Source organism: Streptomyces sp. CNS606 (assembly GCF_000426325.1).
Map to the genome: position 1 here is coordinate 41,573 of NZ_AUFD01000023.1, position 19,085 is coordinate 60,657.

The 19,085-nt window shown below is 75.0% G+C and carries 18 protein-coding genes; 8 read left to right on the plus strand and 10 right to left on the minus strand.

All coding sequences use genetic code 11. The annotated features are described in order from the left end of the window. Positions 1-54 precede the first annotated feature (54 nt). From K304_RS0116995 to K304_RS29475, 3 genes are all read right to left on the minus strand, one after another. Entirely contained in the window at positions 55-3,222 is a 3,168-nt protein-coding gene (locus K304_RS0116995) for an AAA family ATPase (protein ID WP_027764746.1), read from the minus strand. Further along, positions 3,219-4,394: an exonuclease SbcCD subunit D gene (locus K304_RS0117000; RefSeq protein ID WP_027764747.1), complete on the minus strand. Its 1,176-nt coding sequence runs from the start codon at positions 4,392-4,394 to the stop codon at positions 3,219-3,221. Before K304_RS0117000 ends, K304_RS0116995 begins: the two co-directional genes overlap by 4 nt. A gap of 125 nt (positions 4,395-4,519) precedes the next feature. After that, complete coding sequence (locus K304_RS29475; protein ID WP_051308541.1) at positions 4,520-5,218, minus strand: IMPACT family protein; 699 nt, start codon at positions 5,216-5,218, stop codon at positions 4,520-4,522. 61 nt (positions 5,219-5,279) lie between these two features. On the opposite strand from K304_RS29475, the gene K304_RS0117010 reads away from it, so the two are divergent. Then, a complete protein-coding gene (locus tag K304_RS0117010) occupies positions 5,280-5,693 on the plus strand; it encodes a CoA-binding protein (protein WP_027764748.1) in 414 nt (137 codons plus the stop codon). Between the two features lie 82 nt (positions 5,694-5,775). On the opposite strand, the gene K304_RS0117015 is transcribed toward K304_RS0117010, so the two are convergent. Next, the gene (locus tag K304_RS0117015) at positions 5,776-6,348 is read right to left on the minus strand and encodes an XRE family transcriptional regulator (RefSeq protein WP_027764749.1); all 573 of its coding nucleotides are present in this window, start codon (positions 6,346-6,348) and stop codon (positions 5,776-5,778) included. Positions 6,349-6,466: 118 nt separating this feature from the next. Here K304_RS0117015 and K304_RS0117020 point away from each other — a divergent pair, with 118 nt between their 5' ends. Beyond that, positions 6,467-7,330 carry a DMT family transporter gene (locus K304_RS0117020; protein WP_027764750.1) on the plus strand — a complete coding sequence of 288 codons (864 nt, stop codon included), beginning with the start codon at positions 6,467-6,469 and terminating at the stop codon, positions 7,328-7,330. A gap of 157 nt (positions 7,331-7,487) precedes the next feature. On the opposite strand, the gene K304_RS29480 is transcribed toward K304_RS0117020, so the two are convergent. Together K304_RS29480 and K304_RS0117035 are read right to left on the minus strand one after the other, a co-directional pair. Beyond that, on the minus strand, positions 7,488-8,222 hold the full coding sequence (locus K304_RS29480) for an acyltransferase (RefSeq protein WP_037790811.1): 735 nt from the start codon (positions 8,220-8,222) through the stop codon (positions 7,488-7,490). A gap of 109 nt (positions 8,223-8,331) precedes the next feature. Further along, complete coding sequence (locus tag K304_RS0117035; protein ID WP_027764751.1) at positions 8,332-8,865, minus strand: gamma carbonic anhydrase family protein; 534 nt, start codon at positions 8,863-8,865, stop codon at positions 8,332-8,334. A gap of 107 nt (positions 8,866-8,972) precedes the next feature. Between K304_RS0117035 and K304_RS0117040 the strand changes: the two genes are divergently transcribed. After that, positions 8,973-9,818 (plus strand): fused MFS/spermidine synthase, encoded by an 846-nt coding sequence (locus K304_RS0117040; RefSeq protein ID WP_027764752.1) that lies wholly within the window; start codon positions 8,973-8,975, stop codon positions 9,816-9,818. On the opposite strand, the gene K304_RS29485 is transcribed toward K304_RS0117040, so the two are convergent. Continuing rightward, complete coding sequence (locus K304_RS29485) at positions 9,758-11,143, minus strand: MFS transporter (protein ID WP_051308542.1); 1,386 nt, start codon at positions 11,141-11,143, stop codon at positions 9,758-9,760. The genes K304_RS0117040 and K304_RS29485 overlap by 61 nt on opposite strands. 126 nt (positions 11,144-11,269) lie before the next feature. Here K304_RS29485 and K304_RS0117050 point away from each other — a divergent pair, with 126 nt between their 5' ends. Together K304_RS0117050 and K304_RS0117055 are read left to right on the plus strand one after the other, a co-directional pair. Beyond that, the gene (locus K304_RS0117050) at positions 11,270-11,743 is read left to right on the plus strand and encodes a DUF4442 domain-containing protein (protein WP_051308543.1); all 474 of its coding nucleotides are present in this window, start codon (positions 11,270-11,272) and stop codon (positions 11,741-11,743) included. 93 nt (positions 11,744-11,836) lie between these two features. Beyond that, positions 11,837-12,649 carry a VTT domain-containing protein gene (locus K304_RS0117055; RefSeq protein WP_027764754.1) on the plus strand — a complete coding sequence of 271 codons (813 nt, stop codon included), beginning with the start codon at positions 11,837-11,839 and terminating at the stop codon, positions 12,647-12,649. A gap of 68 nt (positions 12,650-12,717) precedes the next feature. Here the strand turns inward: K304_RS0117055 and K304_RS0117060 are convergent, their stop codons facing one another. Further along, positions 12,718-13,293 (minus strand): TIGR03086 family metal-binding protein, encoded by a 576-nt coding sequence (locus K304_RS0117060; protein WP_027764755.1) that lies wholly within the window; start codon positions 13,291-13,293, stop codon positions 12,718-12,720. 87 nt (positions 13,294-13,380) lie between these two features. On the opposite strand from K304_RS0117060, the gene K304_RS0117065 reads away from it, so the two are divergent. Beyond that, entirely contained in the window at positions 13,381-14,184 is an 804-nt protein-coding gene (locus tag K304_RS0117065; protein ID WP_027764756.1) for a helix-turn-helix transcriptional regulator, read from the plus strand. Between the two features lie 156 nt (positions 14,185-14,340). Further along, a complete protein-coding gene (locus K304_RS0117070; RefSeq protein ID WP_027764757.1) occupies positions 14,341-15,231 on the plus strand; it encodes an undecaprenyl-diphosphate phosphatase in 891 nt (296 codons plus the stop codon). 52 nt (positions 15,232-15,283) lie between these two features. On the opposite strand, the gene K304_RS29490 is transcribed toward K304_RS0117070, so the two are convergent. Then, complete coding sequence (locus K304_RS29490) at positions 15,284-16,498, minus strand: CapA family protein (RefSeq protein ID WP_051308544.1); 1,215 nt, start codon at positions 16,496-16,498, stop codon at positions 15,284-15,286. An 86-nt stretch (positions 16,499-16,584) separates the two neighbouring features. Continuing rightward, on the minus strand, positions 16,585-17,739 hold the full coding sequence (locus tag K304_RS0117080; protein ID WP_027764758.1) for a CapA family protein: 1,155 nt from the start codon (positions 17,737-17,739) through the stop codon (positions 16,585-16,587). 312 nt (positions 17,740-18,051) lie between these two features. On the opposite strand from K304_RS0117080, the gene K304_RS29495 reads away from it, so the two are divergent. Then, entirely contained in the window at positions 18,052-19,059 is a 1,008-nt protein-coding gene (locus K304_RS29495; RefSeq protein WP_051308545.1) for a DMT family transporter, read from the plus strand. Positions 19,060-19,085 lie beyond the last annotated feature (26 nt).

The following is a 19,085-nucleotide window of genomic DNA, read 5'->3' on the forward strand; positions in this document are numbered from 1 at the left end:
CCGCGCTGCGCGCGCCGGGTTTCCGCGCTGCGCGCGCCGGGCCGCCGCCACCGCTCAGGAGGTGAGCGGGGCGGCGCGGTGGCGCACGGTGGAACCGGTGCGGGTCTTGAGCACCTCCAGCTGGACCGGGATGCGGGTGCGCAGGTCGGCGACGTGGCTGACGATGCCGACGCAGCGGTCGCGTTCGCGGAGTGCGTCGAGGACGTCGAGGACCTCGTCGAGAGTCTGCTCGTCGAGGCTGCCGAAGCCCTCGTCGATGAAGAGGGTGTCGAGGCGGGTGCCGCCGGCCTCGTCGGTGACGACGTCGGCGAGGCCGAGGGCGAGGGCGAGAGAGGCGAAGAAGGTCTCGCCGCCGGAGAGGGTGGCGGTGTCGCGCTGCACCCCCGTCCAGGAGTCGACGACGTGCAGGCCGAGGCCGGAGCGGCCGCGCCCGGAGGCGCGTTCGTCGGAGTGCACGAGGGTGTAGCGGCCGGCGGACATGCGCGCGAGGCGGGTGCTGGCCGCAGCGGCGACCTGTTCCAGCCGCGCGGCGAGGACGTAGGTCTCCAGGCGCATCCGGTGCCGGTTCTCCGCGGAGGTACCGGCCGCCAGGTGGGCCAGGGCGGCGACGCGTTCGTGCACCCGGCGCAGCGGCGCGGTGCGGCGGATCTGAGCGGTGGCCCGGGCGCCGAGTTCGTCGAGTTCGCGGCACCGGGCGCGGGCGGCGTCCAGGGCGGTGTCCGCGTGGCGCCGGGCCACGTCGGCTTCGCGTGCGACGGCCTCCGCGCGGACGGGGTCGGCCGGGGGTGCTTGGGCCGCCGCCAGGAGTTCGGGGTCGAAGAGGGCGTCGGCGACGGCCTTCTCCTCGGTGTGCCAGGCGTCGAGGTCCCGCTGGAGACGCCTTTGCGTGGCGGCGTCGAGGAAGGCGTCCCGGGCGGCTTCGCGGGTGGGGAAGCCGGCTGCACGCAGGGCTTCGGCGAGACGCGTGCCTGCGTCGTCCTGGTGGCGGGCCGCGGTGAGGCGGGTGCGCGCGGCGTCGGCCGCGGTGGCGAGCAGCCGGGCGCGGCGCTGGAGGAGGTCGGCGTGCTCGGCGAGGCTTCCCTCGGCGCCGGTGGTGCGGGAGGTGCCGGCCCCGGCCCGGAAGCGCTCCAGCTCACGGGCGAGGGCTGCCTCCTCGACCTGGAGCGCTTCACGGCGGGAGGCGCGGGCGGCGCTGCGACGTTCGGCGTCCTGGGCCGCGGACCGGCGGCGGGCGTGTTCGCGGTCGGCGCTGTCCAGGGCCTCGCGGGCGGAGTGGGCCCCGCCGGCGGCGGTGCGTGCCGCAACGTGCTGTTCCTCCAGGCCGGTCGCGGCCCGTTCGAGGGCGGCGCGGGTGGCGTCACCGGCTTCGGCGCGGGCGGCGGCGAGGTGGTCCCGGAGGGTGCGCAGCCGGCCGGCCGCTTCCTCGCGGGCGGTGTCGGCGCGCTGGTGGGCGTCCAGGGCGGCGTCTTCGGCGCGCTGGTCCGCGTGGTCGTCGGCGGGCTCGCGCGGGTCGGGGTGGGTGGTGGCGCCGCAGACCGCGCAGGGTTCGCCGTCGCGCAGGGCGGTGGCGAGTTCGGCGGCGTAGCCGGCGAGCCGGCGGTTCCTGACGTCGAGCCAGTTCTCGCGGGCGTCTGCGGCCTCCTCGCGGGCGCGGAGGAGCGCCGCACCGGCCAGGGGTTCCTCCTCGGCGAGCCGGTCACGCCGGTGGGCGGCCTCCAGTCGGCGGCGCGCCGTCCCGAGGCGGCCGTCCAGGTGTTCGGCTCGGGTGGCGGCCTCCTGCGCGTCGTCGACGCGCTGCTGGAGTGCGGCGCGGGTGGCGTCCCAGTCGGCGAGCCAGGCGGCGGCTTCGCGCAGGCCGTCCTCGTCGGAGCGGGCTTCACGTTCCAGGGTGGCGAGTTGGGCGTGCAGTTCGGTGCGGCGCTGCTCGGAGCGGCGGGCCGCTTCCAGGGCGCCGAGGTCGCGGCGGGTCGCGCGTTCGAGGTCGGTGAGCCGGTCCGGGCCGGCGTCGGCGACGTCGGCGGGAAGGTCGTGGCGGGCGCGCGCCTCGGCCGCGGCGGCGCGGTCGTGGTCGGCGGCGGCCCGATCGTCGTGGGCGAGGAGGGGAGCGACGGTGTCGGCGGCGCGGGAGGCGGCGAGGCGTGCGGCGGCGTCACGGCGTTCGGCCGCGCGGGCCTCGAGATCTGTGTGGCGCCGGCGGGCTTCGGCGTACCGGCGCCGGCGGCGGTCGCGTTCACGGGTCTGCTCGGCTTCGCGGGCGGCGGCTTCGTGACGGGCGTCGGCGGCGCGGGAGGCGAGTACGGCGCTCTCGTGCCGTTCGCGGGCGGTGCAGCGGGCCTGTGCGGCCCAGGCGAGGAGCCCGTCGGTGGTGGCGGGTGCGCTGGTCCCGCCGTCGGCGGGGGCGGAGGCAGAAGCGGGGACGGAGGCAGACGCGGCGGTCGCGGCGGGGGTGCGCGGGTCGGGTACGGACGCGGCCGGTCGCCGTGCGCGGGCCGGCTCGGCGGCGCCGTCGGCTCCGTCGGGCTGGGCCACGTCGTCGAGGATGTCGGCACCGGCCGCCTGGCGGATGCGGTGGGCGTAGCCCGTGAGGGCCTGGTCGCTCTCGGAGACGTCCTGCTCGGTCTCCTTGCGCATCCGGGCGAGTTCCTCCTCGGCGGCGGCGAAGGCGGCGGTGTCGAAGAGGCGGCCGAGGAGCTTGGCGCGCTCTTCGGCGGAGGCCCGCAGGAAGCGGGCGAAGTCGCCCTGCGGCAGCAGGACGACCTGGCAGAACTGGTCACGGCTCATGCCGAGGAGCTGCGTGATCTCCTCGCCGATCTCCTGGTGGGAGAGGCTGAGCGCCTTCCACCCGCCGGTGGCGGGGTCGTGCTCGCGCAGGGTGGACCGGGCGCGCTCTCGGGTGAAACCGGAGCCCGTCTTCTTCGGACGGAGCTGGTCGGGGGCGCGGGTGATCTCCAGGCGGCGGTCTCCCACCGTGAGGTCGAGGACGACGCAGGTCGCGGTGTGCGCGTCGGCGTGGTGGCTGCGGAGAACGCCGCCGGGCTGCTGCCGGGCGCCGGGCACGGCGGCGTACAGGGCGTAGCACACGGCGTCGAGGACGGAGGTCTTGCCGGCGCCGGTCGCGCCGTGCAGCAGGAACAGCCCGCCGGCGGACAGGTCGTCGAAGTCGACGTGGTGGGTGCCGGCGAAGGGGCCGAACGCGGTGAGGGTCAGGGAGTGGAGTCTCATCGGGCGGCTCCGCTTCCCGCGGTCTCGGTGCTCCGGGCACGGACGGCGTCCAGGGCGTCGCCGAGCAGGCCGCGTTCGTGGGTGTCGGCGGCACGCCCGCCGCGCACGTGCAGGACGAAGTCCTCGGCGATCTGCTGTGCGCTGCGTCCGCGGACGCGGGCCGCGTACCCGGTGTGCGGGTCGTCGGGGGCGCCCTCGGGGTCGAAGGCGAGGCTGAGGACGTGCGGGAAGCGGCGGGCCAGGCGGGCCATGGGTTCGGCGGGGCGGACGGCGTCGGTGAGCGTGGCCTCCACCCAGGCGTCCTCGTACCGGGTGTGCGCTTCGGCGGTGAGCAGGTCGTCGAGGGTGCCGCGGAGGCGGGCGAGAGGGCGCGGGACGGGGCAGTCGAGGCGCTCGGCGTGCACCTCGCCGTCCGCGTCGAGGTCGATCATCCACATGGACTTGCGGTGCTCGCTCTCGGAGAAGGAGTAGGCCAGGGGCGAACCGGAGTAGCGCACCCGCGGGGTGAGGGTCTGGCAGCCGTGGAGGTGGCCGAGTGCGGCGTAGTCGACGCCGTCGAAGACGGCGGCGGGCACGGACTCGACGCCGCCGACGGTGATGTCGCGTTCGCTGTCGGAGGGCCGGCCGCCGGTGACGAAGGCGTGCGCGAGGACGACGGACCGGGTGTCGGCGGGGCGGCCGGCGAGGTCGGCGCGCACCCGGTCCATCGCGGCGGTCAGCACGGCCTCGTGGCTGCGCTGGCCGGCACCGAGCGTGGTCTGGGTGAGCGTCGGTTCGAGGTAGGGCAGCCCGTAGCAGGCGACGTCGCCGTGCTCGTCGTGGAGGACGACGGGGGTGCCGCAGCCGGCGGGGTCGGTGCGCAGGTGGACGCCGGCGCTGCGGATGAGGCCGGAGGCGACGCCGAGGCGCCGGGCCGAGTCGTGGTTGCCGGAGATCATGACGGTGGGGACACCGAGGGCGGCGAGCCGGTGCAGGGCGTCGTCGAAGAGTTCCACGGCGGCCAGCGGCGGCACGGCCCGGTCGTAGACGTCGCCCGCGACGAGGACGGCGTCGATCCGCTGCTCCTCGACGGTGGCCACCAGGTGCGTGAGGAAGTCGCGTTGGGCGTCGAGCAGCCCGACGCGGTGGAAGGAGCGGCCCAGGTGCCAGTCCGAGGTGTGCAGCAGACGCATGGTCACAGACTCTAGATGCGGCCACTGACATCGTCTTTCGCGACCGGCGACCGGCGACCGGCGACCGGCGACCGGCGGCCCGCGGCGTCCCGGAACCGGCGGGTCCGTCCGCAGCCGACGGGGCGTCAGGCGGCCGTGCCGCCTGAGGCGACGGGGGGCGTGCCGCCCGCGGCGTAGGTGTCGCCGCCCAGTTCGAGGCGGGCGGTGCCCGCGGTGGCGTCGGCGAGCCGGGAACGGAAGTCCTCCACCGCTGCGGCCGGGAGCGCGAGGTCGAGGGTGACCTCCGCGCCGTAGCGCACGTCGAGGACGGCCACGTCGCCGGCGGCGGCGCGGAGGTCGTTCTCCAGACGCCCGGCCCGTTCGTGGCCGACGGTGACGGTGACGAGGCGGCAGCGGCGCCGCTCCACGGTGCCGACCGCGTCGAGGGCGGCGCCGACGGCGCCCCCGTAGGCGCGGATGAGCCCGCCCGCCCCGAGTTTGGTGCCGCCGAACCAGCGGCTGACGACGGCGACGAGGCAGCGGGTCTCGCGGCGGGTGAGCATCTGCAGCATGGGCAGTCCGGCGGTGCCGCCGGGTTCGCCGTCGTCGCCGGAGCGCTGCACGCCCGCGTCGGCGCCGATGACGTACGCCCAGCAGTGGTGGCTCGCGGTCGGGTGCTCGCGGCGGACGCGGGCGATCACCTCCTGGGCCTGCTCCTCGGTGGCGGCCGGGGCCAGCAGGCAGCGGAACCGCGATCGGTTCACCTCCGTCTCGTGCACGCCCTCGGCGGCGACGGTGAGGTAGCCGTCCTGCTGCCCGTCGTTCCGGTCCCGTTCGTGCGGCATGACGGCAGCCTATGCGGGCGGCCGGGGAATGCCGCGGGCCGGTACGCGGGTTGTGCACGGCATGAGCAGCGAGACGGAGACCATGCGGCGCGTCCTGACCTCCTCCGGGGACACCTGGGCGGTGGTCGGGCTGTCCGGCAACACCTCGCGGGCCGCCTACGGCGTCGCTCAGGTGCTGCGGCGGTTCGGCAAGAGGGTGGTGCCGGTCCATCCGCGGGCGGAGACCGTGCACGGCGAGCCGGGGTACGCGAAGCTGGCCGACGTGCCGTTCCCGGTGGACGTGGTGGACGTGTTCGTGAACTCCTCCCTCGCGGGCGGGGTCGCGGACGAGGCGGTGGCGGCCGGCGCCAAGGCCGTGTGGTTCCAGCTGGACGTGGTCGACGAGGCGGCGTACGAGCGGACGCGCGCGGCGGGGCTGGACATGGTGATGGACCGGTGCCCGGCCATCGAGATCCCGCGGCTCGGCCTGGGCTGAACGCGGCCGCCGCTCTCGGTCGACGGCACGCCGGGGCCCTCCTGCCCGGGTGGGGTACAGGCGGCCGGGACGGGCGGAGGCTTCAGCGGGGCGGGGGCACGGCGACGGCCATGGTCATCTCGACGGGCTGCGTGCCGTCGTTGCGGTAGCCGTGCGGTACGTGGGACTCGAAGGACGCCGAGGTCCCTGCGGGCAGGAGGTAGTCCTCGCCGTCGGCGGTCAGGGTGAGTTCGCCGGCGGTGACGTGGACGAGTTCCGTCGTCCCCTGGGGGTGGGGGTCGGAGGCGCTGCCCTCCCCCGGCATCAGCCGCCAGTGCCACAGCTCCAGAGGGCCGGGGGCCTCGGCTCCCGCCAGGAGGGTGCTGTGGCTCCCGGCGTCCGTGGACCACAGGCGCACCGCCTGGTCCGGCGGGACGATGCGGACCTGGGGCTCCCGGTCGAAGTCCAGCAGGGTGGTGATGCTCACGCCGAGCGCGTCGCCGACCTTGACGACGGTGCCGACGCTGGGGTTGGTGCGGGCCTGTTCGATCTGGATGAGCATGCCCCGGCTGACGCCCGCCCGGGCGGCGAGGGCGTCCAGGGTGAAGCCGCGTTCCTGCCGCCATCGCCTGAGGTTGCGGGCGAGGGACTGCGTGAGGTGGTCGAGGTCCGTCACGTGCGGGCGCACCGTCCAGTCCAGTCGTGGTCCACTATTCTGCATGACAGAGTCCAGCTTGCTGTACTACGGTGTGCTGGACCCGATCGTTCACCACACTGTACTGCGAGGTGCCGTCATGACCGCAGCCCTGGCGCTGGCGACCAGCCTGATGTGGGGGCTGGCCGACTTCGGCGGCGGGCTGCTGACCCGGCGCATGTCCGCCCTCACCGTCGTCGTCGTGTCGCAGACCCTCGCCGCGCTGGTGCTGGGCGCCGTGGTCGTGGCGACCGGAGGCTGGAGCGAGTGGGGCCCGCAGCTGTGGTTCGCGGTCGCCGCCGGCGTGGTGGGGCCGGTGGCGATGCTCGCCTTCTACAAGGCGCTCGCGCAGGGACCGATGGGTGTGGTCTCACCGCTCGCCTCGCTCGCCGTGGTGGTGCCGGTCGGCGCCGGGCTCGCCCTGGGCGAGCGCCCGGGCTGGACGCAGGCCGTGGGCATCCTCGTCGCCGTCACCGGGGTGGTGCTGGCCGGCGGCCCGGAACTGCGCGGCGCCCCGGTCCAGCGGCAGACGCTGCTGCTGACGCTGGTCTCCGCGTTCGGTTTCGGTGCGGTGATGGCGCTCATCGAGCACGCCTCGACCAGCATCACCGGGCTGTTCCTCGCGCTGTTCGTGCAGCGGCTGTGCAACATCGCGGTCGGCGGCGGGGCGTTGCTGGTGCAGATGCGGCGCGGCGCGGCCGCGCTGCCCGAGGGCGGGGTGCCGGTACTGCGCTCCCAGCTTCCCGCGCTGGCCTTCGTCGGCCTCGCGGACGTGGCGGCCAACGGGACCTACGTGCTGGCGGCGCAGCACGGTCCGGTGACCGTCGCGGCGGTGCTCGCCTCCCTCTATCCGGTGGTCACGGCGCTGGCGGCGCGGGGCGTGCTCAAGGAGAGGCTGCGCGGTGTGCAGACCGCCGGGGCGGGGCTGGCGCTGGTGGGCACGGTGCTGCTGGCCTCCGGCTGAGCGGGCCCCGGCGGGTCAGAAACGCTGGACGGCGTAGAGCAGCAGCGCGAACCCCTGGACGGCGATGGCCGCCAGAAGGAGTATGCGCAGCGTGCGGCCGCTCACGGCGCCTCCCGTCCGGTGCCCGTGCCGCGCGGCGCCCTGCCGCCGGCCGTTCTCATTCCAGTGTGCCCGCGGCGCTGCGTTCGGATGCCGCCAGTGCGCGCAGTTCCTCGGCCGTGATGCCGTCGGGCAGCGGCTCGGGCGGCGGGGTGCGCAGCGGCGGCTGCCAGCCGTGCGCGGCGTCCCAGCGGCGCACCACCCGGGCCGGGGCGCCGGCGACCACCGCGTGGTCGGGCACTTCACCGCGCACCACCGATCCGGCGGCGACGACCACGTTGCGGCCGAGGCGGGCGCCCGGCAGGACCACGGCGCCCGCGCCCAGCCAGCTGCCGGCGCCGATGTGTACGGGTGCGGTGCGCGGCCACTGGCGGCCCACGGGAGCGCCGGGGTCGTCGTAGGAGTGGTTGGTGGAGGTGATGTAGACGTACGGGCCGCAGAAGACGTCGTCGTCCAGGGTGACGGCGGCGTCGGCGATGAGGTGGCTGCCGCGGCCGACGACGACGCCGTCTCCGAGCGTCAGCACGGTGTCGTCGCCGAGGTCCAGGCCGGGCATCATGCCCGCGGTGAGGGTCACGTCCTGACCGATGACGCAGTGGTCGCCGATCTCCATCCACGGCGCGCCGAAGACGGTGCCCTGCGGAAACGCCAGGCGGCTGTGGGGGCCGAAGGCGCGGAAGGCGTACGGTCCGGGACGCTGCGCCGTGACGGCGCCGAGGTGCTGGGCGCGGCGCCACGCGGCGTGCACGGCGCGGGAGGCCAGCGCGGAGAACAGGTTACCGATCGGTCGCACGGCCTCACGGTAGCGGCCGGGCGGCCGGCCCACCCCGCGCCGGGCCTGTGATCCTTCCCGCAGCGTCGCCCGCCGGGGCGTCGCGCGCGCCTGCCGTGCGGGGCGGCGGTCAGCGGACGGGAGCGGCCTCGCGGTGCCGGCGGGCGAGTTCGAGGTACATGTCGGAGTTGGCGCGGATGCCCTCGCGTTCCTCCGGGGTGAGTTCGCGCTTGACCTTTGCCGGGACGCCGGCGACCAGCGAGCCCGGTGGGATCTGGAGACCCTGCGGGACGAGCGCCTGGGCGGCGACGAGCGAACCCGCGCCGATCCGTGCCCCGTTGAGGACCGTGGCTCCCATGCCGATCAGGACGTCGTCCTCCACGGTGCAGCCGTGGAGGACCGCGTTGTGCCCCACGGAGACGCGGGCGCCGACGCTGACGGCGAAGCCGGGGTCGACGTGCACGGTGCAGTTGTCCTGGATGTTGCTGTCCGGGCCGAGCACGATCGGGCCGCAGTCCGCCCGGAGCACCGCGTGGTACCAGACACTCGCTCCGGCCTCCAGTGCGACCTCGCCCAGCACGACCGAGGTGGGCGCGGTGAACGCCTCCGGGTGGATCCGGGGCCCATGGCCGCCGACGGCCATGACGAGTGCGTTCTCCGTCATCGATGTCTCCCGTTCCGCGTCTCTCGGCGAGGTGCCGCCCCGCCCCGGCAGCCTACTGGAGCGGGGGCGAGGCACCGACGGGTGAGCGAGGACCGCACAATGGGACGGTGGAGGAGCCCGCATCCGTCTGCCGCCCGGTGGGCGGCGGCACCGCGAAACTGCTGCCCGACGTCGACCGCCGCCGGGCCTGGCTGCTGACCGTCGACGGGGCGCCGCAGTCGTACGTGGACCTGGACGATCCGCTGCACCTGGAATTCGAGTATGTGCGGCGGCTGGCCCACGTACTCGATCTCGCGGGGCCCGAGGGGGCGCCGCTGGACGTGCTGCACCTGGGCGGCGGGGGTCTGACGCTGCCGCGCTACGCCGCACGCACCCGGCCGGGGTCGCGGCAGCGGGTCGTCGAGTCGGACGCGGAACTGTCGGCGCTGGTCGCGGAGTTCCTGCCGCTGCCGGCCGGGGCCGGGACGACGGTGGAGGCGGCTGACGCCCGCGCGACCCTGGAGTCCTCTCCCCCGGCGTCGGCGGACCTGGTCGTCGCGGACGTGTTCGGCGGGAACCGGGTGCCGCCGCAGATGACGACGGTGGGCTGCGCCCGGGCCGCGGCGCGGGTGCTGCGGCCCGGCGGGATCTACGCGGCGAATCTCGCGGACGCGGCGCCCTTCGGCTTCCTCGGCTCCCAGATCGCCACGTGGCGCGCGGCGTTCGCCCGGGTGTGCGTCGTGGCGGAGCCGGCGGTGCTGCGCGGGCGGCGGTTCGGCAACGTGCTGCTGCTCGCCTCGGACGCCGAACTGCCGCCGCCCCTGCTGGCGCGGCGCACGGCGGCGGATCCGTTCCCCGCGCGGGTCGTCTCGGGTGCGGAGCTGGAGGCCCTGCGGGGCGGGGCGATCCCGGTTCAGGAGGACGCGGCCGCGGCGTCCCCGGTACCGCCGGAGGGTTCCTTCGGCATCGGCTGAGACGCCTGCGGCGGTCCGGGCTGCCCGGGAGCCCCGGTGCCGTCCGCGACGTCCCGGGGGACCGTGCGGCGCTCCAGGCGGCGTACGCCGGGCACGCACAGAACCGCCGCGGTGAGCAGCACGATCACCGCGGAGCAGGACCACAGTGCGGCCGGCCGGCCGACGAGCTCCTCGGCGGGCCCGGCAAGGGCGGTCGCCACCGGGACCATCGCGAGGGAGCCGAACCAGTCGTAGGAGGAGACGCGGGAGAACTTCTCCTCGGGGACCTCCTGATGCAGGGCCATCATCCACGTCACCCCGAACACCTCCACGAACAGGCCGGTGGCGAACATGACCCCGATCAGCACCGCGGCGGACACCGGCACCGCGAGCGCGGCGGACGGCAGGGCGAGCGGGAAGACGCACAGGGCGCCGGTGAGCAGGATGCGGCGGGGTTTCCAGCGGGTCATCAGCAGCGCGCCGCCGACCGTGCCCGCACCGAACGCGCCCAGGGCGACACCCCAGGGGCCGGCTCCGCCCAGGTGTTCCTGGGCTACCTGGGGCCCGTACACCGCCTCCGCGGCGGCGACGACGGCGTTGACCACCGCGAACTGGACCACCACCGCCCACAGCCAGGTACGGGAGACGACCTCGCGCCAGCCGTCCCGCAGGTCGGCGAGCAGCCCGCCCCCCGGGGCCCGTTCGGGGACGCCACTGAGGTCCAGCAGGGCGCGGAGGAGTCCGGCCGCGGCGAACGCCGCGGCGTCGGCCGCCAGGACCCAGCCCGGTCCGACGACGGCGACGAGCCCGCCGCCGAGGGCCGCGCCGCCGATGTTCGCGCCGTTGACACCCATGCGGAAGAAGGCGAAGGCGCGGCTGGACTGCTCGCCGCTGACGGTGGCCAGCACCATGCCCTCGGACGCGGGGGCGAAGAACGCCTGGCCGGTTCCTCCCAGCGCGGACAGCAGGGCCATCTGCCACAGCTGGGCCTGCCCGGTGATCACCAGTGCGGCGAAGACGCCCTGCGAGGCGCAGTTGAGGGCGTTCGCGGCGACCATGACCCGGTGGCGCGGCAGGCGGTCGGCCACGGCGCCGCCGACCAGCAGGAACAGCACCAGCGGAACGGTGCGGGCGGCGGCGACCAGGCCGATGTCGGTGCCGTCGCCGCCGGCCGCGAGGACGGCGAAGGCGGCTGCGACGAGGGCGCCGGAGTTGCCGAGGCCGGTGACGACGGCGGCGGCGGTGAGCAGGGTGTAGTTGCGGCCGGCCCAGGTCGCCCGGGTCGGCCGCTTCGCTGGTCCGGGCGGCGTCCCGGGGTCGCCGCCGTGCTGGTCCGCCTGCCACATGGGCGGCAACCCTACGGGTCGTGCCGGGCACGTCGCAGCCCGGTTTCCGGTCGCTTGGCCGGCGCGGCGGCGGTTGCGGCGCGAGCGACCGGACCACAGCAAGTTACCCAGTGGTAATGTGCGCCTATGACGACAGAATCCGCGCCCTCCACGGGCGACACGCAGTCCTGGGGCGAGCTGCTGGCGGCCACCGTGCCGATGGTGCGCACGCTGAACCTGGAGTTCGCCGAGACCACGGCCGAACGCGCGGTGCTCTCGCTGCCGGACCAGAGCGCCTTCCACAACCACGTCGGCGGGCCGCACGCCGGGGCCATGTTCACCCTCGCGGAGTCCGCGAGCGGTGCGATCGTCCTGGCCGCCTTCGGCGACCAGCTCTCCCGCGCCGTGCCGCTGGCGGTCAGCGCGGAGATCGCTTACCGCAAGCTGGCCATGGGGCCGGTCACGGCGACGGCGGAGCTGGGGCGGGCGGCCGCCGAGGTCGTCGCCGAGCTGGACGCCGGCGGGCGGCCGGAGTTCCCGGTGCGGGTGGTGATCACGCGCGAGGACGGCGAGACGACGGGCGAGATGTCCATCATCTGGACCTTGCGCCCGAAGGGCTGACGGGCTGGTCAGAGCGCCACGCCGAACAGGGGCCATCGGGGGCGTGACCCGCGTCACGTTGCGGGTCCGAGGTCGTGGGTTACTCTCCCCGAGATGTCCCTTTCTGTCGCGCAGCCCGCGGGTTTCCCCGCCCGCCTGGCACAGACGCTCCTCTCCCCCTGGTCCCGTTTCGGCCTGCTGATCGTGCTGCTGGCCACGGCCGCCACCCTGGTTCTGGTCTTCGAGCCGCAGCGCCTCATCACCGACGGCGGGATCGCCCAGCTGTCCGGTGCCCTGGCCGTGCTGCTCTTCGCCGCGGCCTACGGCACGTGCACGACGGCCTTCCTCCCCCGCCCCTTCCTCAACCTGGCGGCAGGCGCCCTCTTCGGCGCGCAACTCGGCCTCGGCGCCGCGCTCGCCGGCACGGCCGTGGGCGCCGGCATCTCGTTCGGCATGGGCCGCCTGCTCGGCCAGGACGCCCTGCGTCCGCTGCTGAAGCACAAGCTGCTCACCAAGGCGGACCGGCAGCTCAGCCGGCACGGATTCCGCACCATGCTGATCATGCGGCTGCTTCCGGGCATTCCGTTCGCCGGGTCCAACTTCACCGCGGCTGTCTCCCGCATGAGCTGGCCGGCCTTCCTCTCGGCCACCATCCTCGGCTCGATCCCCAACACCGCCGCGTACGTGGTGGCGGGCAGCCAGGCCGGCACGCCGAACTCCCCGGCGTTCATGGTCGCGTTCGGCTTCATCGCGGTGTCCGGTGTCGGCGGCGTCGTCTTCGCCTGGCGCAAGCGCGCCAAGATGCGGGCGGCCACCGCACGGGCCGCGGGCGTCCCTGCCGACGCGGCCACCGAGGCACCGCAGCCGCTCGACGCCCAGCGGGTGGCGGCCGCGGAGGAGAAGGTTCCCGCCGCCCAGACCGCCTGAGGCCACCGCTCCCCCACCCGGGGCCCTCCGCTCCGGCCCTCCCCGCCGCGCCCCTCGACCCGCCCGCGTCACCGCGCGGGCGGCGCCCATTGCGGGTCGCGTCCCACGGCGCCCAGCAGCCTCTCGAAACGCCCCGCATCGCCGGGAACGGGTACCGGCTCGCCGAAGGCGCCCATCGAACGCGCGGTCGACCCCATCTGCGCGACGAGGTCCTCCAGCTCACCCAGCCCCGCCGTGCCCGCCGTGTAGTCCAGTCCGGCGGCCCGGGCCAGGTCCCAGGGGTGCACGGTGAGGTCGAGCAGGACCATGGCGCCCAGCGTGCGTGCGGGCAGCCCCATGGAACCTGCCGTGCCCTCCTCGGCGCCGGGCTGCGCCCAGGCGCGTACCAGGGCGCCGGTCTCGCGCGGAAAGCGCGCCCGCCAGTCGCCGTGCAGGTAGGCGGGCGTGGCGGAGAAGTCCGCGTCGCGCTTGGCCGCCATCTCCTGGAAGCTCACGACCACGTGGAACAGGTGGTCGAGCAGGTCGCGCACCCGGTAGTCGGCGCACGGGGTGGGTGCGTCGAGCCGGTCGTCGGGCACCGCCGCGACGACGGGCACGGCCCGGCGTGCGGCCTCTTCGAGCAGGTCGCTGATCGTGTCGTCCATACCGGCGACGCTAGACGCCCGGCGCGAGCAAGGGCTTGAACAAACGCGACACCGGTGCGGCGGGGCACGCCGTCCTACGATCGGGACATGGCAGGTCCACGGCGCGACACCCGCGGCATCGTCGACGCGCACGGCCTCTTCGCCCGCGTCCGGTTCCGCCGTCACGCGCCGGCCGCGGCGCTGCGGCCGTACCTGGAGCACTACTGGCTGATCGACTGGGATCTCGACGAGGCGTACGAAACGCACGTGGTCCCGCACCCCTCGGTGAACGTCGTCTTCCAGCGCTCCTCGGGCGGGCCGGACCACGCCGAGGTCGCCGGGATCGGACTGGAGCTGTTCACCCGCAAACTCGAGGGGCGCGGGCGGGTGTGCGGGGTGCAGTTCCGTCCCGGCGGTTTCCGCCCGTTCGCCCCCGGCCGCACGGTCTCCACCCTGACCGGGCGGCACGAGGGGCTGCGCGAGGTCTTCCCCGGTGCCGCCCCCTCCGTCCCCTCCGCAGTGCTGGGACCGGAGTCCGACGCGGAGCGGGTGACGGCCCTCGACGGCTTCCTGCTGTCCCTCGGCCCGGAGCCGCTCCCGGACGCCGACCTGGCGATGGCGCTGGTGCAGCGTGTGCGCGAGGACCGCACGATACGGCGCGTCGACCGGCTGGCGCAGGCGGGGGGCACGTCGGTCCGCGCCCTGCAACGGCTGTTCGCCGCCCAGGTCGGGGTGGGCCCCAAGTGGGTGATCCTCCGCTACCGGATCCACGAGGCGCTGGAGCGGGCGGAGTCCTCCGGGCCGGTGGACTGGGCGCGGCTGGCGGCGGAGCTGGGGTACAGCGACCAGGCCCACCTGGTCCGCGACTTCACCGCGACGGTGGGCGTGCCGCCGACCGCGTACGCGGCGTGACGCGGCACCGCCGCCCCGTCATCCACCCGTCACCGGCCCGCCACCCACGCGTCACCTCCCGTCGACGGAAGGTGACACCGTCTGTCCTAGAGTGGCGCGGGTCCGACTCGCACCGGCTCGCGAACAGCGCACACCTCGGGGACGCACGGGAATTCCATGTCTTGGTTCGAAGCATTCGTCCTCGGGCTCGTCCAGGGGCTGACCGAGTTCCTCCCCATCTCCTCCAGCGCCCACCTGAGGCTGACGGCCGCGTTCGCCGGCTGGAAGGACCCGGGCGCGGCGTTCACGGCCGTCACCCAGATCGGCACCGAGACGGCCGTGCTCATCTACTTCCGCAAGGACATCGCCCGGATCGTCACCGCGTGGTTCCGGTCGCTGACCGACCGGGCGATGCGCCGGGACCACGATGCGCAGCTCGGCTGGCTGGTGATCGTCGGGTCCATCCCGATCGGCGTGCTGGGGCTGACGCTGAAGGACCAGATCGAGGGACCGTTCCGTGACCTGCGGCTGATCGCCACCACGCTGATCGGCGTCGGCGTCATCCTGGGCGTCGCGGACCGGGTGGCGGCCCGGCGGGAGCGCGGCGGTCGGCACCGTGCGCGCCGCGCACCCAAGACGCTGGAGAACCTGACCGTGAAGGACGGCCTGCTCTACGGGCTGGCGCAGGCGTGCGCGCTGGTGCCGGGCGTGTCTCGGTCCGGGGCGACGATCAGCGCGGGGCTGTTCATGAGCTACACCCGCGAGGCCGCCGCCCGGTACTCCTTCCTGCTCGCCATCCCCGCGGTGCTGGCGTCCGGACTCTACGAACTGACGGAGATCGGCGAGGGGCACGTGTCCTGGGGGCCGACGCTCTTCGCCACCCTGCTGGCGTTCGCCGTCGCCTACGTGGTCATCGCCTGGTTCATGCGGTACATCAGCACCAGGAGTTTCATGCCGTTCGTGATCTACCGGGTGCTGCTGGGGGTGGTGATCTTCGTCCTGATCGCGCTGGGCGTGCTCACTCCGCACGAGGCGGGCGACGTGGGGTCGGGGCAGGGCTCGCGCTGAGGCCCCGCCCCGAGACCGTGCCGCTGCCGTGCCGCCGCGCAGGAGGCCGGGGTCAGCGGGTCATGGTGAGGCCGTCGTCGGCGGCGCCGCGGGCGAGCACGGCCTCCCGGATGCCGTCCAGCGCCTCGGTGTACTGCGGCCGGCCGGATCCGAGGGCCTCCTCGCCGGTGAGGTCGACCAGTCGGAAGCGTGGCTCACTCGCCATCAGGAACGGCGTGAAATCCGCCTTTCGCACGCGCCACGCGCCGCCCTCGCGCCGCGGCGGTGCGAAGGTGAACCGGGCGGCGCTGCCCATGCTGCCGCGCGGGTCGTTCATCACTCCGGCGACCTGGTCGCCGAGGCCGTAGACGACCCAGGTGCCGTTGACCTTCTCGTAGGCCTGCGGCACGTGGTTGTGGGTGCCGAGGATCAGGTCGATGTCGCGCCGCCCGTCGCTGCGCGACGCGGTCAGCTCCTTGGCGAGGCGCAACTGGTCCGTGTCCGGCTGCTGCTGCCACTCGGTCCCCCAGTGGAGAGACACCACCACGACGTCCGCGCCCGCCTTCCGGGCCGCACGGGCGTCGGCGACGACCTTCCCCGGGTCGAGGAGGTCGACGAGCCAGGGCTTGTCGTGCGGCACGGGTATGCCGTTGGTGCCGTAGGTGTAGGCGAGCTGGGCCACCTTCGCGTCGCCCGCGTCCAGCAGGACGGGCTCGGCGTCCTCCTTCGCGGAACGCGCCGAGCCGGCGTGCCGGACCCCCGCTTCGTCGAGGGCGTCCAGGGTGCGGCGCACGCCGTCCGGGCCGGCGTCCAGGGTGTGGTTGGAGGCGGTGGAGCAACTGTCGTACCCGGTGGCGGCGATGGCCTCGGCGACGTGCGGCGGCGTCTGGAAGGCGGGGTAGCCGGTGAACGGGCCGCCGTCGGCGCCGTAGACGGTCTCCATGTGGCAGACCGCCAGGTCCGCGGCGGAGACGAGGGGTTCGGCGGCGGCGAGCATGGGCCGGAAGTCGTAGCCCTCGCCGCCCGCGTCACGCCGTGCCTGCTGGATGATCGAGTCGTGCGCCAGGATGTCGCCGGTGGCGACGAGGGTGAACCCCTCTGCGGACTCGCGGTGGGCGGCCGCCGCGGCGTCCCGGCTCCGGCCGCCGTCCGCGGCTGCGCCGTCGTCGGCCCGGTCCGTCCCGCAGGCGGGAAGTGCGGTGAGGAGCGCGGTGACGGCGCAGGCGAGGGCGACGCGGTGACGGGGGCGGCGGCGGGTGCGGTCTCTTCCGTGGTGGTGCGTGGGCATGCGGCATCTCCGGAGGGTTCGGGCGGTGGGTGCGGTGTCGGGGCGGGTCGGGGCGGGCCCCGGGTGACGTGTGCGGCGGGTGCCGTTCAGCGGGTTTCGGTGAGGCCGTCGTCGGCCGCGCCACGGCTGAGTACGGCCTCGCGAACGCGCTGCCGGACCTCGGGGAAGCGGTCCTCGGTCGCCCGGACCACCCGGAACGGCGGGCCGGTGTCGGAGTGCGTCACCAGGAAGCCGGCCTCGGAGACCGTCCAGGGCTCTCCCGCCCGCTCGGGCGGGGCGAAGGTGAAGCGCGCGGTGGAGCCCTCGTTGCCCCGGTACATGGAGGGGATGAAGCTGGCGACCTGGTCACCGAGGCCGTAGACGACCCAGGTGCCGTTGACCTTCTCGTAGGCCTGCGGCACGTGGTTGTGGGTCCCGAGGATCAGGTCGATGTCGCGCCGCCCGTCGCTGCGCGACGCGGTCAGCCGCTTCGCGAGGCGCAGTTGCCGCGCGTCCGGCTTCTGCTGCCACTCGGTCCCCCAGTGGACGCTGGCGACGACCACGTCGGCGCCCGCCTTCCGTGCGGCGCGGGCGTCGGCGACGACCTTCCGCGGGTCGAGGAGGTTGACGGCCCAGGGCTTGCCGTCGGGCACGGGTATGCCGTTGGTGCCGTAGGTGTAGGAGAGGTGGGCGACGGTGGCGCCGCCGGCCTGCAGCAGGGTGGGGCTGTTCCGTTCGCGCGACGACCGCGCGGAGCCGGAGTGCTCGAGTCCTGCCTCGTCCATCGCCCGCAGCGTGCGGGTCAGACCCTCCATACCGGCGTCGAGGGTGTGGTTGGAGGCGGTGGAACAGCTGTCGTACCCGGTGGCGCGCAGCGACTCGGCGAGCTGCGGCGGCGAGCGGAAGAGCGGGTAGCCGGTGAACGGGCCGTCGGCGTCCCCGTAGGGGGTCTCCATGTGGCAGAGCGCGAGGTCGGCCTGTGCGACGGCGGGACGGATGCCGGCGAGTATGCGGGTGAAGTCGTGGCCCTCGCCACCGGCGTCCTGCCGGGCCTGCCGCATGATCGAGGGGTAGGGGATGACGTCGCCGGAGGCAACGAGCGTGAACGGTTCCGCGTCGGCGGCGCGGGCCGCGGGTATCCGCTGCTCGTCCCGGTCGCCGGCGGCCGCGTCGGTGCCGGTCCGCGTCTGGCTGCACGAGGCGAGCGCGGCGCAGAGCGTGAGCACTCCCGCGAGCCGTACCGGCCGTCGTATGCGTCCCATGACTGTTCCTCGCCTCTCCTCGGCGTGCGTGCCCGTGACGGGCTCCTGCTTCGCACCCTGAGGCGGGCGGAGGGAACGCGACAGCCGGGAGGTCCGTCGGGGGGAGGAACGTCAGGGGGACGGGCTAGCGGCGGGTCCGGGCCGATCCGTCGACGAGGTGTCGGGGCCCGTGTCCGCTGTGGGATGTACGCGGGGCTGGGGCGTACTCCTGTGGGGGTAGGAGAGATCGGGACCGCCAGAGGACGCGTTCGCGGCCCGGCGGGTCCATGGTGGAGGTATGGACGTCTTCTGGTCGGAGCGAGGTGCACGGCGGTGAACGCGCTGGCCGCCTCGGTCCTGCTCGCGGTCCTTTCCGCGGTCGCCTACGCGGGAGCGGCGATCGTCCAGGAGCGGATCGCGTCGACGACCGACCCGAGCCGTTTCGCTCTGCTGCGCAACGGCCGCTGGTGGGTGTCGGTCGTGCTGAACGGCACGGGCGCGCTGCTGCACGTGGCGGCGCTGGGGCTGGGTCCGCTGACGGTCGTGCAGCCCCTGGGAGTGCTGACCATCGTGATCGTGGCCCCGCTCGCCGCGCTGACGGTGAAGCGCCGGGTCGGCAGGAGGGCCTGGCGGGGCATCGGCCTGGTGACGCTGGGCCTGGCGGCGGTGCTGCTGTTCACGGGCGCGAACGCTTCGGAACCGCTGGGCACGGGCGGCCAGTACGCGGTGACCGGCGTCGCCGCGGTCGGCGTCCTGCTGCTGGTCGGCTGCGCGACGGTGCTGAGCCGGACGGGGCGCACCGGACTGCGCAGCATCGCCCTCGCGACTGCGGCCGGAGTCGCCTTCGGCACGGCCTCGGTGTGCGTGAAGGCGGTCGCGGAGGGCTGGGCGCTGGCGTCGCCGGCCCGGGCCGTCCCGGTGCTGGGCATGATCGCGGTCTTCGCGGTCACCGGCCTCGCCGCCTCGCAGGCCGCGTACCGGGGCGGCGGCCTGGCCACGCCGCTGGCCACGGCGACGGTGGTCAATCCGGTGGTGGCCGGGGCGGTGGGCATTCTGCTGCTGGACGAGGGCTTCCGCTACGGGGCTCCGGGTGCGGTGGCCGCGCTGCTGGGCGCCGTGGTGACCGGCTGGGGGCTGTTCGTCCTCACGGCCGACAACGTGGCACGGCAGCGCCGGGCGGCGGCGGCCGCCCGAACGGTCGTCATCCCCGCGCCGGTGGCGCGGCCGGAGACCGCCGGGGTGCTGGTGCCGCTGACGGCGGCGCTCGACGCGGCGGCGGTGCGGGGCGAGGGCCGGGCGGACGGTACGGCCGTGCCGCTCCCGGCGCACTGCCGGAGCTGACCCGGGGCGGACGTCCGCCCGGGGCC